This window comes from Micromonospora sp. WMMC415, from assembly GCF_009707425.1.
Lineage (GTDB): Bacteria > Actinomycetota > Actinomycetes > Mycobacteriales > Micromonosporaceae > Micromonospora.
Genome location: NZ_CP046104.1, coordinates 2,241,334 through 2,255,782 on the forward strand (window position 1 = coordinate 2,241,334; position 14,449 = coordinate 2,255,782).

Here is a 14,449-nt window from a genome sequence, read left to right on the forward strand (position 1 = left end):
TGAGGCGGGCGGCCCAGTCCCGGGCCGCCCGGGTGGAGGAGACGTGATGACCAGCAACGGAACGAGGTGGGCGCTGCTCGGCGCCACCACGGTGACGGCGGTCGGCGTCGGTCGCGCGGTCGCCCGGCGGCGGCACCGGCACCAGCCCGAGCGGCGGAACGGCTGGTACGTGGTGCGGCGCGGGGTGACCGTCGACCGGCCGGTGGAGGCGGTGATCGGATTCTGGACCGACCGGGGGCGGATGGACCGCGCGCTGGCCGAGTGGGCGACCCTGGAGCAGTTCGACGACAACCGGTGGCGCGCGGTGGCGACCGAACCCGGCGGGGTGGGCACGCAGTGGCAGGCCGAGATCACGGTCGAGGGGCGGGGCCGGCTGCGCTGGCGGGTGACCGACGGGCCGGAACAGGAGGGCACGGTCGAGCTGGTGCCCGCACCGCAGGGGCGGGGCACCGAGATCCGGGCTGAGCTGCGGTACCGGTCCGGTCCGCTGCGCCGGGCGATCGGCCTGGCCACCAGCCACGAGCCGGACCTGGCGCTGCGCGACACCCTGCGCCGGGTCAAGTCGCTCGTCGAGTGCGGCCAGGTGATCGACACCCGGCGCGACCCGTCCGGGCGCAGCCCGGAACAGGAGAAGGCCACCGACAAGGTCCGGGAGAAGCTCACAGCGGGAGGACGGGCGTGAAGGCGCTGTGCTGGGAGGGCGTCGGCAAGCTCGCCGTACGCGACGTACCGGAACCGCACATCCGCGCGGAGGGCGACGTCATCGTGCGGGTCCGGGCGAGCAGCGTCTGCGGCTCCGACCTGCACCTCATCAACGGGTTCGTGCCGGCGATGCGGGAGGGCGACATCCTCGGCCACGAGTTCATGGGCGAGGTCGTGGAGACCGGGCCGGGCGTACGCCGGCTGACCGTCGGCGACCGGGTCGTCGTCGGCTCGGTGGTGGCGTGCGGCGGCTGCTGGTACTGCCGCACCGAGCAGTACTCGCTCTGCGACAACTCCAACCCGCAGCCGGTCTTCGCCGAGAAGATGTGGGGGCACTCGCCCGCCGGCATCCTCGGCTACTCGCACGCCGCCGGCGGCTACTCCGGCAGCCACGCCGAGTACGTGCGGGTGCCGTTCGGCGACGTCGGGGCGTTCAAGGTGCCCGACGGGGTGCCCGACGACTCGGTGGTGTTCGCCTCCGACGCGATGCCGACCGGCTGGATGGCCGCCGACTTCTGCGGCCTGACCGGCGGCGAGGTGGTCGCGGTCTGGGGTGCCGGCGGGGTCGGCCAGATGGCGGCCCGCGCCGCGCAGCTGCTCGGCGCCGAACGGGTGATCATGGTCGACCGGCTGCCGGAACGGCTGGCCACCGCCGCCGACCGGCTCGGAGTGGAGACGGTCAACTACGCGGAGACCGACGTCCTGGAGGCGCTCCGGGAGATGACGGCGGGCCGGGGCCCGGACGCGTGCGTCGAGGCCGTCGGCATGGAGTCGCACGACGTCGGTCCGGCGTACGCGTACGACAAGGCGAAGCAGACCGCCCGGATGCAGTCCGACCGGCCCACCTCCGTGCGGCAGGCGATCATGGCGTGCCGTAAGGGCGGCACGGTCAGCATCGTCGGCGTCTACACCGGGTTCATCGACAAGTTCCCGCTGGGCGCGGCCATGAACAAGGCCCTCGTGCTGCGGATGGGCCAGATGCACGCCCAGCGTTACATCCCCATGCTGCTGGACCGGGTCGCGGCCGGCGAGATCGACCCCGGTTACCTGGCCACCCACCCGATGCCGCTGACCGAGGGCGCGCGCGGCTACGAGATCTTCGAGAAGAAGGAGGAGGGCTGCCTCCGTACCGTCCTGCATCCCTGACGGCCCGCGCCCCGCGCCCCGACCGGGGCGCGGGGCGGGTCAGGCGGTGCGGCGGACGCCGGTGACGACGAAGCCGCTCGCCGGCAGCGTCGGCATCCGGCCGAGGTCCAGGGCCAGGTCCTGCGGCGGTACGTCGTACGCCATGGCGCTGGTCAGGTTGGTCACCGCGCGCTTCATCAGCTCGATGGTGATCCACTCGCCCGGGCACCGGTGCCCGGTGCGGTGCTCACCGCCGCCCTGCGGAATGAAGCTGAACGGGTCGCCGCGCCAACCGATGAACCGATCCGCGCGGAACTCCTCCGGGGAGGGCCAGAGCGCCGGGTCGTGGTTGGTGCCGTACAGGTCGAGCAGCACCCGGCGGCCCTCGGGGAAGTGGTAGCCCTGCCAGTCGAAGGAGCGCCGTACCCGGGCGGCGGTGACCGGGAAGAACGGGTAGTACCGCCGTACCTCCTGCACGAAGCTCTCGGTGGTCTCGTCGCTCTCGCCGACCCGCTCCCGCCAGGCCGGGTGGTCGTGCAGTGCCAGGGCCGCGAAGACGACGAAGCGGTCCACCGCGACGGTGGGGCGCAGCACGTTCAGCAGCTCCACCGCGGCGATCCGGCGGGGAAGGAGACGGCCCTCCACATCGCGGTGCTCGGCGACGGCCCGCAGCGCGCTGCCCTCCGGCGCGGGCAGCGTGCCGGCGCGTACCCGCTCGACCAGGTCGCCGGCCCAGCGTTCGCCGCGGCCCCGGGCGAGCCGGCCCCGCCAGTGGTTCGGGCCGATCGCCGCCGCGCTCTCGATCATCGCGTGCAGCTCGGCGGTACGCCGGTTCACCTGCGACTCCGCCAGCGGCACGCCCGCCCAGGCGCAGACCGCCCGGGTGAGGATCCGGGCCACCTCCTGGTAGAGCACCACCGGCCCGGAGCGCTCCCAGACCGGGATCCGGGCCCGCCACTCGTCGTCGAAGAGCTGGCCGAGCCGGCTGATCCCGCTCGGGGTCATGATCGACATGAACATCGCCTTGCGGTCGGCGTGCGGCGCGCCGTCGAGGCCCTGCACCCCGCCGACGCCGGTGAGCGTGCGCTGGGCCCGCAGCGGCATGGCCTTCGCCCGGACGAAGCGCTCGGTGTCGTAGAACAGCTCGGCGGCCGGCCGGCCACGCAGGCAGGTGGTGGTCACCAGCAGGAGCCGAGTGGTGAAGATGTCCGTGCCGTAGCGGTCGCACCGGTCGCTGATGAACCGGTAGCCGGAGCGCAGGAACGACAACGTGCTGTCCGGGCTGCGGTCCACCGGCATCGTCGCCATCGCTCCTCCTGACGCAGCTCGTCCGCCGACCGCTTCTACCCGGGCCAACGCCGCTGAATCCACCCCCACACCGTCGACCGAGGGCTCCGACGCAGGCGCTAGTCGAGGTCGAACTCGCCGTCCTGGGCGCCGGCGACGAAGGCGTCCCACTCGGCCTGGGTGAACACCAGCACCGGACCGTCCGGGTCGGCCGAGTTGCGCATGCCGATCAGGTCGTCGACGAACGCGACCTCGACGGCGGCGTCGGAGGTGTCACCCTCGGCCCGCTGCCAGACCGCCCGGGAGAGGTCGAAGTCGCCCTTGGGGTGCGTCGTCATGATCCAGTCCTCCAGTACCGCAGGTCGGGGGGCGCGGGTCGGAATCCCCATCGGGCAGGATAAGCGGATGCCGAGCCTGACCCGTGTAGAGGCGACCGCGCGCGCCGCGGTGATTACCGTCGAGTCCTACCAGGTGGACCTCGACCTGACCGGCGGCGGCGAGCTGTTCCGCTCGCACGTCACCATCCGGTTCCGGGCGACCCCCGGCGCCGGCACGTTCGTCGAGTGCAAGCCCGCGGCCCTGCGGTCGGCCCGCCTCAACGGCACCGACCTCGATCCGGCCGCACTGGACGACAACCGGCTGCCGCTGTCCGGTCTCGCCGCGCACAACACGCTCACGGTCGAGGCCGACATGGCGTACTCGAACACCGGTGAGGGCATGCACCGGTTCGTCGACCCGGCCGACGGCGAGACGTACCTGTACGCGATGTCCTTCCTCGACGACGTGCAGCGCATCTTCGCCGCGTTCGACCAGCCCGACCTGAAGGCCCCGGTCACCCTCACGGTCACCGCCCCGGAGCACTGGACGGTCGCCGCCAACGGCGAGCCGGCCGCCACCCCGCGCCCCGGCCGGTGGGAGTTCGCCCGGACCGCGCCACTGGCCACGTACTTCGTCTCGCTGATCGCCGGGCCCTGGCACGTCCGGCGGGACGAGCACGACGGCGTCCCGCTCGGTGTCTTCTGCCGTCGCTCGCTCGCCGCCCACCTGGACGCCGACATCGACGAGATCTTCACCGTCACCAAGCAGTGCCTGGACCGGTTCCACCAGCTCTTCGCCGAACGGTACCCGTTCGGCAAGTACGACCAGGCGTTCGTGCCGGAGTTCAACGCCGGCGCCATGGAGAACCCGGGCCTGGTGACCATCCGCGACGACTACGTCTTCCGGTCGGCCGTCACCGACAGGCAGCGCGAGCTGCGGGCCACCACCATCGCGCACGAGATGGCGCACATGTGGTTCGGCGACCTGGTGACCATGCGCTGGTGGGACGACCTGTGGCTGAACGAGTCGTTCGCCGAGTACCTGGGCACCCGGGTGACCGCCGAGGCGACCCGCTTCGACAACGCGTGGACGACGTTCGCCATGAAGCGCAAGGCCTGGGGGTACGCGGCCGACCAGCGCCCGTCCACCCACCCGGTCGCGCCGCAGGAGGTGCGCGACGCCGCCGAGGGCCTGCTCAACTTCGACGGCATCTCGTACGCGAAGGGCGCCAGCGTCCTGCGGCAGCTCGTGGCGTGGCTCGGCGACGACGCCTTCCTGGCCGGCCTCAACGCCCACTTCGCGAAGCACCGGTTCGGCAACGCCACCCTCGCCGACCTGCTGGGCAGCCTGTCCACGGCGAGCGGGCGCGACCTGACCGGCTGGGCCGACCGGTGGCTGCGCACGGCGCAGGTCAACACGCTGCGCGCCGATGTCGCCGTCGACGCCGACGGTCGCTACGCCGAGGTGGCGGTGGTGCAGACCGCCCCCGAGTCCCACCCCGTGCTGCGCCCGCACCGGATCGGCGTCGCCCGGTACGCGGCCGACGGCTCCGTCGCGCACACCGAGGTCGACCTGGATCCAGCCGCCGACGGCGGCCGTACGGTGCTCGCCGACCTGGCCGGAACCCCGGCCGCCCGGCTGCTGCTGCCCAACGCCGGTGACCTGACGTTCGCCAAGATCCGCCTCGACCCGGCCTCGGCGGACGCCGTGCCCCTGGTGCTGCCCGGCCTGCCGGACCCGCTCGCGCGGGCGCTGCTCTGGGGCGAGGCGCTGGACGCCGCGGCCGACGGGGAGCGACCCGTCGCCGCCCTGGTGGGGCTGATCACCGCCGCGCTGCCGGCGGAGACCGAGGTGGTGATCGCCGAGGACGTGCTCACGCTGAGCCGTTCGCTGGTCGACCGCTATCTCGATCCGCTCGCCCGGGAGGCCGCCCTGGTCCGCGTCTCCGGGGCCTGCCGCCACCTGTTGGACACCGCTCCCGTGGGCGGGTCGTTGCAGCTCGCGGCGGCCCGGGGCTGGATCGCCGCGACCACCGACGCCGACCTGCTGACCGGCTGGCTGGCCGGCCGGGACGTGCCGCCGGGGCTCGCCGTCGACGCCGAGCTGCGCTGGGCGGTGCTGGGCCGGCTGGTGGTGCTCGGGGCGGCGGGCCCGGCGGAGATCACCGCCGAGGCGGCGGCCGACCGGAGCGCGGCCGGCGCCGAGCGGGCCGCCCGCTGCCGGGCCGCGCTGCCCGACCCGGCCGCCAAGCAGGCCGCCTGGGAGATCGTCGTTGCCGGCACGGAGCTGTCCAACCGGCTGGTCGAGGCCACGGCCGAGGGCTTCTGGCAGCCGGAGCAGGCCGAGCTGACCAGCCCGTACGTGACGCGCTACTTCGCCGACATGCCGGCCGCCGCGCAGCGCCGTACGCCCTGGGTGGCCGACCGGATCGCGGCCCTGGCGTTCCCGCGCTACGCCGTCGCGCAGACCACCCGGGAGGCGGTCGCGGCGCTGCTCGCCCGCGACGACCTCACGCCCGGTCTGCGCCGCCGCGTCGTCGACGCGGACGACGACCTGCGGCGCGCCCTGGTCGCCCGCACGGCCGTCGCCGCCGCCGCGGCCTGACCGGTTCCGGCCGGCGCGGGTCCGCCCGTGCCGGCGGCGCGACCCTGGCGATCGTCGGCGCGGCCGGTGCCGCCCCGGCCGAGGCGAAGCCGGAGCCGAAGCCCCGGACGGGCCGGGGACGGCCGGGCGGGGGCCCGGCCTAGGATCGCGGGGTGGAGGAAGACATCCGGCGGATCGGGATCATGGGCGGCACCTTCGATCCGATCCACCACGGGCACCTGGTCGCGGCCAGCGAGGTGGCCGACCGCTTCGGGCTGGACGAGGTCATCTTCGTCCCCACCGGCCAGCCGTGGCAGAAGGCCGACGAGCCGGTCAGCCCCGCCGAGGACCGGTACCTGATGACGGTGATCGCCACCGCCTCCAACCCCCGCTTCCAGGTCAGCCGGGTCGACATCGACCGGGGCGGCCCCACCTACACCGTCGACACGTTGCGCGACCTGCACGCCGAGTACGGCCCGAAGGCCCAGCTCTTCTTCATCACTGGTGCGGACGCCCTGTCGAAGATCCTCTCCTGGAAGGACCTGGACGAGATCTTCGAGCTGGCCCACTTCGTCGGTGTCACCCGGCCCGGCTTCGTCCTGTCCGACGCCCACCTGCCCGCCGACACGGTGAGCCTGGTGCAGGTGCCGGCGATGGCCATCTCGTCGACCGACTGCCGCGAGCGCGTCGCCCGGGGCGAGCCGGTGTGGTACCTGGTCCCCGACGGTGTGGTGCAGTACATCGCCAAACGCCGGCTCTATCGGGCGTGATCTGTCCCGCTATGCGGTTGTTCGTACCCTCGACGCACGGTAACTGACCGGTCGGAACGCGCCGGTGTGTGAGAGGCTTGGAGGGGTCGCACGGATGATCGAAGGAGAACGGTGACAGTTTCCGAACGCGCTCACGAGCTGGCGACGGCCGCCGCGCAGGCCGCCGCCGACAAGAAGGCACAGGACATCGTCATCATCGATGTTGGTGACCAGCTCGCCATCACCGACGCGTTCCTGCTCGCCGCCGCCCCCAACGAGCGCCAGGTGCTCGCCATCGTCGACGCGATCGAGGAGCGGCTGCTCGAACTGCCGGAGAAGGCCAAGCCGGTCCGGCGCGAGGGGGAGCGTGGCGGCCGCTGGGTGCTGCTCGACTACGTCGACATCGTCGTGCACGTCCAGCACACCGAGGAGCGCGAGTTCTACGCCCTCGATCGGCTCTGGAAGGACTGCCCGCAGATCCCGTTCGTGGACCGGGACCTCGCCGCCGCCGAGTCCGGCGCCGCCGCCGAATGACCCGGCTGATCGTCTGGCGGCACGGCAACACCGACTGGAACGCCACCGGCCGCGTGCAAGGGCAGACCGACGTCCCGCTGAACGACGTCGGGCGGGAACAGGCCCGCAGCACCGCGCCGCTGCTCGCCGCGCTGCGCCCGGACGCCATCGTCGCGAGCGACCTGAGCCGCGCCGCGGACACCGCCGCCGCGCTGGCGGCGCTGACCGGGCTGCCGGTCCGGACCGACGCGCGGCTGCGCGAACGGCACTTCGGGCTCTGGCAGGGCCTCGCCCTCACCGACGCCGCCGAGCGCTACCCCGACGAGTACGCCCGCTGGCGGGCCGGTGACCCGGACCCGGGCGCCGGCATCGAAACCCTCGACGACCTCGGCAAGCGGCTCGGCGCCGCATTCCAGGACGCCGCCGACGCGGTGCCCGGCGGCACCGTCGTGGTCACCACGCACGGGGGCGGCGCCCGGCAGGGCGTGGGCCAGCTGCTCGGCTGGGACCACAGCGTCCTGCGAGCGGTCGGCTCCCTGCAGAACTGCCATTGGACGGAGCTGCGCCACGACGGCGCCCGGGGCTGGCACCTGCGGGCACACAACGTCGGGTTCATCTCCGCGCCGGTCACCGACCCGGTCTGACCCCGGCCGGCCGCGCCGGCGGTCGTCGTTGCCGTCCGGGCTGGCGATGGTACGGCCTCGGCGATCCCCGCCGAGATCGGCTAGCGTTCCGGCATGCCCGTCGCGGTCGTCACCGACTCCACCGCCTACCTTCCCCCCGAACTGCTGGCCGCCCACCGGCCGACGGTGGTGCCGCTGACCGTCGTGCTGAACGGTGTGGAGGGGCTGGAGGGGGTCGAGACCTTCCCGGCCGACGCCACCCGCGCGCTCAGCGGCCGGCGGGTGTCGGTCAGCACCTCCCGGCCGGCTCCGGAGCAGTTCGCGGCGACGTACCGCCGGCTTCTCGACGACGGCGCCGAGGGGATCGTGTCGGTCCACCTGTCGGCGGAGCTGTCCGGCACCGTCGAAGCCGCCCGGCTGGCCGCCGCCGACATCGGCGAGCGGGTGGCGGTGGTGGACAGCCGCTCCTGCGGAATGGGGACCGGCTTCCCGGCGGTCGCCGCCGCAACGGCCGCCGCGAGCGGTGCCGACCTGCCCGGGGTACGCGACGCCGCGCACGACGCCGTCGCCCGGACCACGGTCTTCTTCTACGTCGACACGCTGGAGTTCCTGCGCCGGGGCGGCCGGATCAACGCGGCCTCGGCACTGCTGGGCACCGCCCTCTCGGTGAAGCCGATCATGCACATGCCGGACGGCGCGATCGTCCTGAAGGACAGGGTGCGCACCGCCAGCCGGGGCGTCGCGCGCCTGGTCGACCTGGCCGTCGAGGCGGCCGGCGACGCGGACGTGGACCTCGCCCTGCACCACCTGGCCGCCCCGCAGCGCGCCGAGGCGCTCCGGGAGGCGCTGGCCGCCCGGCTGGGCGACCGCCTGCACGACACGTACGTCTCCGAGGCCGGCGCGGTGGTCGCCGCGCACGCCGGACCGGGCCTGGCCTGCGTGGTCGTGCACCGCCGCCCGCCAGCGGGATAGCGTCGGTGTCGGTGTCGGTGTCGGTGTCGGTGTCGGTGTCGGTGTCGGTGTCGGTGTCGGTGCCGCGTGCCGCGTGCCGCGTGCCGCGTGCCGCGTGCCGCGTGCCGCGGTGCCGGCTGCCGGGTGCGTGAGCCGGCAGGTCTGCCGATGTGCGACGCGGTCGGGGCGACGGGCGCCGAGGTGCCGGGCCGAGGAGCGTCGGCTGACGGCAACGGGTCGCATCCTGTCGAGCTGCCCCGTCGGTGAGACCACCTCGCCCGGGCTGCCGCGGCTGTGGTGGAGGGAGCGCGATGTCCTGTGTGGTGACCGGGGGCGGCCGTGGGATCGGCCGTGCCCTCGTGGAACGGCTCCTCGCGACCGGGGAGACCGTCGTGGTCCTCGAACGGGACCCGCACGCGGTCGCGTGGGTGAGCCCGCACCCGGCCGCCGACCGGCTGGTCGCCCTCGTCGGTGACGCCGCCGACGAGGAGGTCGCCGGCCGGGCCGCCGACCTCGCCGAACGGAGCGGGCCGCTGACCGGCTGGGTGAACAACGCGGCGGCGTTCCGGGACGCCTCGGTTCACGAGACGTCAGCGGGAGAGGTGTTCGACCTGATCGGCAGCAATCTCCGCCCGGCTCTGGTCGGTGCCACCGTCGCGGTTCGCCGCTTCCTCGCCGGCGGGACCGGCGGGGCCGTCGTGAACGTCTCGTCGCACCAGGCCCGCCGGCCGGTGCCGGGCTGTCTGCCGTACGCCACCGCGAAGGCCGCCGTGGAGGGGCTGACCCGGGCGCTGGCCGTCGAGTACGGGCCGCAGGGCGTCCGCACCAACGCCGTCGCCCTCGGCTCGGTGGCCACCGAGCGGCACGCCGCCTTCCTCGCCGGGCGGGAGCAGGCGGAGGCCGAGTGGATCGATGCCGACCTGCGGCGGTTGCATCCGGTGGGGCGGATCGGCCGGGTCGAGGAGGTCGCCGAGGCCGTCGCGTGGCTCCTGTCGCCGGCCGCCAGCTTCGTCAACGGCGTCACCCTGCCGGTCGACGGTGGCCGTTCCGTGCTGGGCCTCGACCCCGAGGCCGGCTGACCGGTGGTCGGCGACGACGACGACGCTCCGGCCCTCGTCGAAGCCCCGGTCGCCGAGGTGACGGCGTACCCGCATACCACGCCAGAGGCATGATCAGGGCGTTGTCCACAGTGGCGCCGTCGTCCACAGATGCGGGGGACGGGGGCAGCCCTAACGGCCCGTCGCTGCCTAGCCTCACGCCGTGTCGTACGACGAGGAGACGGCGGTACGCCGGCGGCTGCACCGCGTGCTGCCGACGACGGACGACGGAGAGGCCCCCGCGCCACACCTCGGCGGTGTGGTGCCGCTGGTCCCGACGGATCCGGGCGACGCGCCGCCGCTCACCGACCCGGGCGGCATGCCGTCCGCGACGGTTCCGGCCAATGCCTGGCCGGCGGACGATCGCGGCCGTCCCCGGGCCGGCGTGGGCCGGGCGTTGCCAGGGCCGGGAGCGTTCGACCCGGGGCGGCGCGGCGTGCGGGCACTGGCCGTCGTCGCCGTGCTGGTGGTGCTCGCTACCGCCTTCTGGGCCTGGCGGTCCCGGCCGCAGATCGAACCGGTCACGCCGGAGGTGGCGGCGTCGGCGGTCGCCCCGACCGGAGGGCCCGCGCCGTCGGCAACGCCGGGTGACGAACTGGTCGTGGCGGTGGCCGGGAAGGTCCGCCGGCCGGGGCTGGTGCGCGTACCGGCCGGTGCCCGGGTCGCCGACGCCGTGCAGGCGGCCGGGGGAGCGCTGCCGGGCGTGGACGTGGCCCTGCTGAACCCGGCCCGCAAGGTCGCCGACGGGGAGCTCATCCTCGTCGGGGTCGCCGCACCACCCGGTGTGGCCCCGGCGGGGCCGGCCGCGGGTGCCGTGCCGGGAGCGGGCGGCAAGGTGAACCTGAACACCGCGACGCTGGCGCAGCTCGACGCGCTGCCCGGGGTCGGGCCGGTGCTCGCGCAGCGCATCCTCAGCCACCGGGACCAGCAGGGCGGCTTCCGGTCGGTCAGCGACCTGCGCCAGGTCGACGGCATCGGCGACGCACGGTACGAGCAGCTCAAGGACCTGGTGACGGTGTGACCGGCCACCGTGAACCGCCGGTTACCCAGGACGTACCGGATCTGCGGCTCGCCGGTCTGGCGGTCGCCGCGTGGCTGTCGGCGCTGGCCGGGTTGCAGCTCGGCGCCCGGACGGCGGTCCTCGTCGCGCTGGTCGCCGCCGTGGCGGCCGGTGCCGGCGCGCTGCACCTGCTCGGCCGCCTTGGCCGGCCGGCCGCGCCCGTGCGCCGGCACGGTTGGATCGCCGTCGCCGTGCTGCTCGGCGTGGTGTGCGGGGCGAGCGCCACCGCCGCGCGGGTCGCCGTGCGGGACGCGGCACCGGTCCGCGCCCTGGTGGAGGCCGGTGCCACCGTCACCGCCGACCTGGTCGTCCGGGACGACCCCCGCGCGGTACGCGGCGTCCCCGGACGACCCGCCATGTTCCTGGTCCCGGTGGAGTCGACCCGCTTCGTCGGGCCGGACGGCGGTAGCGTCGAGGCGCGGGTGCGGGTTCTCGTCCTCGCCACCGATCCGGCCTGGCGGGGACTGCTGCCCGGGCAGCGGCTGACCGCCGAGGGCCGACTGGCTCCTCCGCGCGGCGGCGACCTGACCGCCGCTGTACTGCGCTCCACGCGACCTCCGGCCGAGCATGGAGCGCCGCCGACGTCCCAGCGGGCCGCCGGTGCGCTTCGCGCCGGACTCCAGGACGCCTGCGACCCGCTGCCGGACGAGCAGGGCGGCCTGCTGCCCGGGCTGGTGGTGGGTGACACCAGCCGGTTGCCGTCCACGGTGGAGGAGGACTTCCTCGCCACCGGGATGACGCACCTCACGGCGGTCTCGGGGTCCAACGTGGCGATCATCGTGGGCGCGGTGCTGCTGCTCGCCCGTTGGGGGCGGGCGGGTCCCTGGCTCGCCGCCGGTCTCTGCGCGGTCGCGCTGGTCGGTTTCGTCATCCTGGTCCGCCCGTCGCCGAGCGTGGTGCGGGCGGCCACGATGGGCGCGATCGGGCTCGCCGCGTTGGCGGTCGGCCGGCCGCGGGCGGCACTGCCCGCGCTGGCCGCGGCGGTGACCGTACTGGTGCTCGTCGACCCGGAGCTGGCCGGTGACGCCGGCTTCGCCCTCTCCGTGCTGGCCACCGGCGGGCTGCTGCTGCTCGCCCCGCGATGGCGGGACGCGCTACGCCGCCGCCGGGTGCCGGCCGGCGTCGCCGAGGCGGTGGCGGTACCCGCCGCCGCGCAGCTCGCCTGCGCGCCGGTCGTGGCGGGGATCTCCGGCACGGTCAGCCTGGTGGCCGTCCCGGCGAACCTGCTCGCGGTGCCCGCCATCGCACCCGCCACGGTGCTCGGCGTGGTGGCGGCGGCGCTCTCACCGCTCTGGCCGGCCGGGGCCGGATTTCTCGCGTGGCTGGCGAGTTGGCCGGCGTGGTGGCTGGTCACCGTCGCGCACCACGGGGCCCGCGTGCCGGCGGGAACGCTGCCGTGGCCGGACGGTGCGGCCGGGGCCCTGCTGCTGTCCGGGCTGACCCTGGGGCTGCTGGTGGCGGCCCGGCGTCCGGTGGCCCGCCGGCTGGTGGCCGTGGTGGCCGTCGCCGCCGTGCTCGGCGCCCTGCCGGTGCGCCTGGTGGCGTCCGGGTGGCCGCCGGCAGGTTGGGTGGTCGCCGCGTGCGCGGTGGGGCAGGGCGACACCGTGGTGCTGCCGGTCGGTCCGGGGCGGGCGGTCGTGGTGGACGCCGGGCCGGATCCCGCCGCAGCAGACCGGTGCCTGCGCGGGCTCGGCGTCCGGGAGGTGCCGCTGCTGGTGGTCAGCCACTTCCACGTCGACCACACCGGCGGCCTCGCGGGCGTGTTCCGGGGACGCCGCGTCACCACGGTCCTGGCTCCGTCGTGGCCCGAACCGGCGGCCGGGCGGGACCTGGTACGGGCCGAGGCGGCGGCTGCGCCCGCGGACCTGGTGACCGTCCCGGCCGGTTGGCGTTACCGGGCCGGCGGTGTCGAGCTGACCGTGGTGGGACCGCCCTATCCGCTGCGGGGCACCCGCTCGGACCCGAACAACAACTCCCTGGTACTGCTCGCCACGGTCGGCGGGGTGCGGATCCTGCTCGCCGGGGACGCGGAGACCGAGGAGCAGCGCGCTCTGCTCGACCGGCCCCCGCCGGGCGGGCTCCGGACGCACGTGTTGAAGGTCGCTCACCACGGGTCGGCGTACCAGGATCCGGCCTTCCTCGACGCGGTCCGTCCGGCGGTCGCGCTCGTACCGGTGGGGGCGGGCAACACGTACGGGCACCCGAACCCGGCCGTGCTGGGCCGCCTCGCGCGGGCCGGCGCCCGGGTGCTGCGTACCGACGTCGACGGTGACGTGGCGGTGGTGGTCCGGCCGTCCGGCCTCGCCGTGGTCACGCGGGGCCAGGATCAGGAACGACCCGCCTAGGCCTATTGTCAAAGTTGACGGCAGTAGAGATAAATGTCTGGATTTGCGCTGAGTGCGGGGTCCGCGAGCGGAGTCCGGACGACCAGGCTGGCGCAGGCGGCCGGCCGTGCGAATATGGGCGGCGTGACCGCCGCCAGCCTCGCTCCCATTGTGCTCGTCCTCGGCGACGAGGAGCTGCTCGCCACGCGCGCGGTCACCGAGACGATCGCCCGCGCCCGCAGCGTGGATCCCGACGTGGACGTCCGCGAGTATCAGGCCGGCACGTTGACCGTCGGTGAGATCGCGGAGATGCTCAGCCCGTCCCTCTTCGGCGGGCCGCGACTGCTCGTCCTTCGATCCGGCCAGGACGCGCGCAAGGACCTGACGGGCGCGCTGCTCGCGTACGCGAAGAACCCCGACCCGGACGTCCACCTGGTCGTGCTCCACCTGGGCGGCGCCAAGGGCAAAGCCTTCGCGGACGGCCTGAAGGCGGCCGGCGCGACCGTCGTCCCGGCGACCAAGCTGAAGGGCCACCGCGAGCGGGTGGCCTTCGTGCGGGACGAGATCCGCCGGGCCGGCGGCCGGTGCACCGACGACGCCGCCGAGGCGCTCATCGCCGCCGTCGGCAACGACCTGCGTGAGCTGGCCGCCGCCTGCTCCCAGCTGATGGCCGACACCGACGGGAAGATCAGCTCCGACACGGTGGCCCGCTACTACCGGGGCCGGGTCGAGGTGAGCGGCTTCACGGTCGCCGACGCCACCATGGTCGGGGACGTCCCGGCCGCGCTGGAGGCGCTGCGCTGGGCGCTGCACGTCGGCGTGGACCCGGTGCCGATCGCGGACGCCCTCGCCGACGGCGTGCGCACCGTGGCGCGGGTCGCCTCCGCCGGGCGGGGCAGCCCGTACCAGTTGGCGAGCACCCTCGGCATGCCGGCGTGGAAGATCGAGCGGGCGCAGCGGCAGGCGCGCGGCTGGACGCCGGAGGGGCTCGTCGACGCCATGCAGGCCGCCGCCGAGTGCAACGCGGCGGTGAAGGGCGGCTCCGACGACCGGGCGTACGCCCTCGAGAAGGCGGTCTTCTCGGTCGCGGCCGCACGGCAGGGCGGCGCCCGGTGAC

At 74.9% G+C, this 14,449-nt stretch carries 13 protein-coding genes; 11 read left to right on the plus strand and 2 right to left on the minus strand.

Features of this window, described 5'->3' with window-relative positions; all coding sequences use genetic code 11:
- The first annotated feature begins 46 nt into the window (after positions 1 to 46).
- Together GKC29_RS10875 and GKC29_RS10880 are read left to right on the plus strand one after the other, a co-directional pair.
- Positions 47 to 682: a cyclase gene (locus GKC29_RS10875; RefSeq protein WP_155330700.1), complete on the plus strand. Its 636-nt coding sequence runs from the start codon at positions 47 to 49 to the stop codon at positions 680 to 682.
- Positions 679 to 1,848 (plus strand): zinc-dependent alcohol dehydrogenase, encoded by a 1,170-nt coding sequence (locus tag GKC29_RS10880; RefSeq protein WP_155330701.1) that lies wholly within the window; start codon positions 679 to 681, stop codon positions 1,846 to 1,848. The genes GKC29_RS10875 and GKC29_RS10880 overlap by 4 nt, the downstream gene beginning before the upstream one ends.
- 39 nt (positions 1,849 to 1,887) lie before the next feature.
- Here the strand turns inward: GKC29_RS10880 and GKC29_RS10885 are convergent, their stop codons facing one another.
- Positions 1,888 to 3,135: a cytochrome P450 gene (locus tag GKC29_RS10885; RefSeq protein ID WP_155330702.1), complete on the minus strand. Its 1,248-nt coding sequence runs from the start codon at positions 3,133 to 3,135 to the stop codon at positions 1,888 to 1,890.
- A gap of 98 nt (positions 3,136 to 3,233) precedes the next feature.
- Positions 3,234 to 3,452, minus strand: a complete 219-nt coding sequence (locus GKC29_RS10890; RefSeq protein ID WP_155330703.1) for a DUF397 domain-containing protein — start codon at positions 3,450 to 3,452, stop codon at positions 3,234 to 3,236.
- Positions 3,453 to 3,519: 67 nt separating this feature from the next.
- On the opposite strand from GKC29_RS10890, the gene pepN reads away from it, so the two are divergent.
- The 9 genes from pepN to holA all read left to right on the plus strand — a co-directional run bounded on the left by pepN (position 3,520) and on the right by holA (position 14,448).
- Positions 3,520 to 6,036 (plus strand): aminopeptidase N, encoded by a 2,517-nt coding sequence (gene pepN, locus GKC29_RS10895; protein ID WP_155330704.1) that lies wholly within the window; start codon positions 3,520 to 3,522, stop codon positions 6,034 to 6,036.
- Between the two features lie 152 nt (positions 6,037 to 6,188).
- Complete coding sequence (nadD, locus tag GKC29_RS10900; protein ID WP_155330705.1) at positions 6,189 to 6,785, plus strand: nicotinate-nucleotide adenylyltransferase; 597 nt, start codon at positions 6,189 to 6,191, stop codon at positions 6,783 to 6,785.
- A gap of 111 nt (positions 6,786 to 6,896) precedes the next feature.
- The gene (rsfS, locus tag GKC29_RS10905; RefSeq protein ID WP_155330706.1) at positions 6,897 to 7,298 is read left to right on the plus strand and encodes a ribosome silencing factor; all 402 of its coding nucleotides are present in this window, start codon (positions 6,897 to 6,899) and stop codon (positions 7,296 to 7,298) included.
- Positions 7,295 to 7,921, plus strand: coding sequence for a histidine phosphatase family protein (locus tag GKC29_RS10910; RefSeq protein WP_155330707.1), 627 nt, complete (start codon positions 7,295 to 7,297; stop codon positions 7,919 to 7,921). The genes rsfS and GKC29_RS10910 overlap by 4 nt, the downstream gene beginning before the upstream one ends.
- A 93-nt stretch (positions 7,922 to 8,014) precedes the next feature.
- Positions 8,015 to 8,872 carry a DegV family protein gene (locus tag GKC29_RS10915; protein ID WP_155330708.1) on the plus strand — a complete coding sequence of 286 codons (858 nt, stop codon included), beginning with the start codon at positions 8,015 to 8,017 and terminating at the stop codon, positions 8,870 to 8,872.
- 290 nt (positions 8,873 to 9,162) lie between these two features.
- Entirely contained in the window at positions 9,163 to 9,930 is a 768-nt protein-coding gene (locus tag GKC29_RS10920; protein ID WP_155330709.1) for an SDR family NAD(P)-dependent oxidoreductase, read from the plus strand.
- A 181-nt stretch (positions 9,931 to 10,111) separates the two neighbouring features.
- Positions 10,112 to 10,969, plus strand: coding sequence for a ComEA family DNA-binding protein (locus GKC29_RS10925; RefSeq protein WP_155330710.1), 858 nt, complete (start codon positions 10,112 to 10,114; stop codon positions 10,967 to 10,969).
- Positions 10,966 to 13,353: a ComEC/Rec2 family competence protein gene (locus tag GKC29_RS10930; protein ID WP_155330711.1), complete on the plus strand. Its 2,388-nt coding sequence runs from the start codon at positions 10,966 to 10,968 to the stop codon at positions 13,351 to 13,353. Before GKC29_RS10925 ends, GKC29_RS10930 begins: the two co-directional genes overlap by 4 nt.
- Positions 13,354 to 13,467: 114 nt before the next feature.
- On the plus strand, positions 13,468 to 14,448 hold the full coding sequence (holA, locus tag GKC29_RS10935; protein ID WP_155330712.1) for a DNA polymerase III subunit delta: 981 nt from the start codon (positions 13,468 to 13,470) through the stop codon (positions 14,446 to 14,448).
- The last annotated feature ends 1 nt before the right edge of the window (position 14,449 follow it).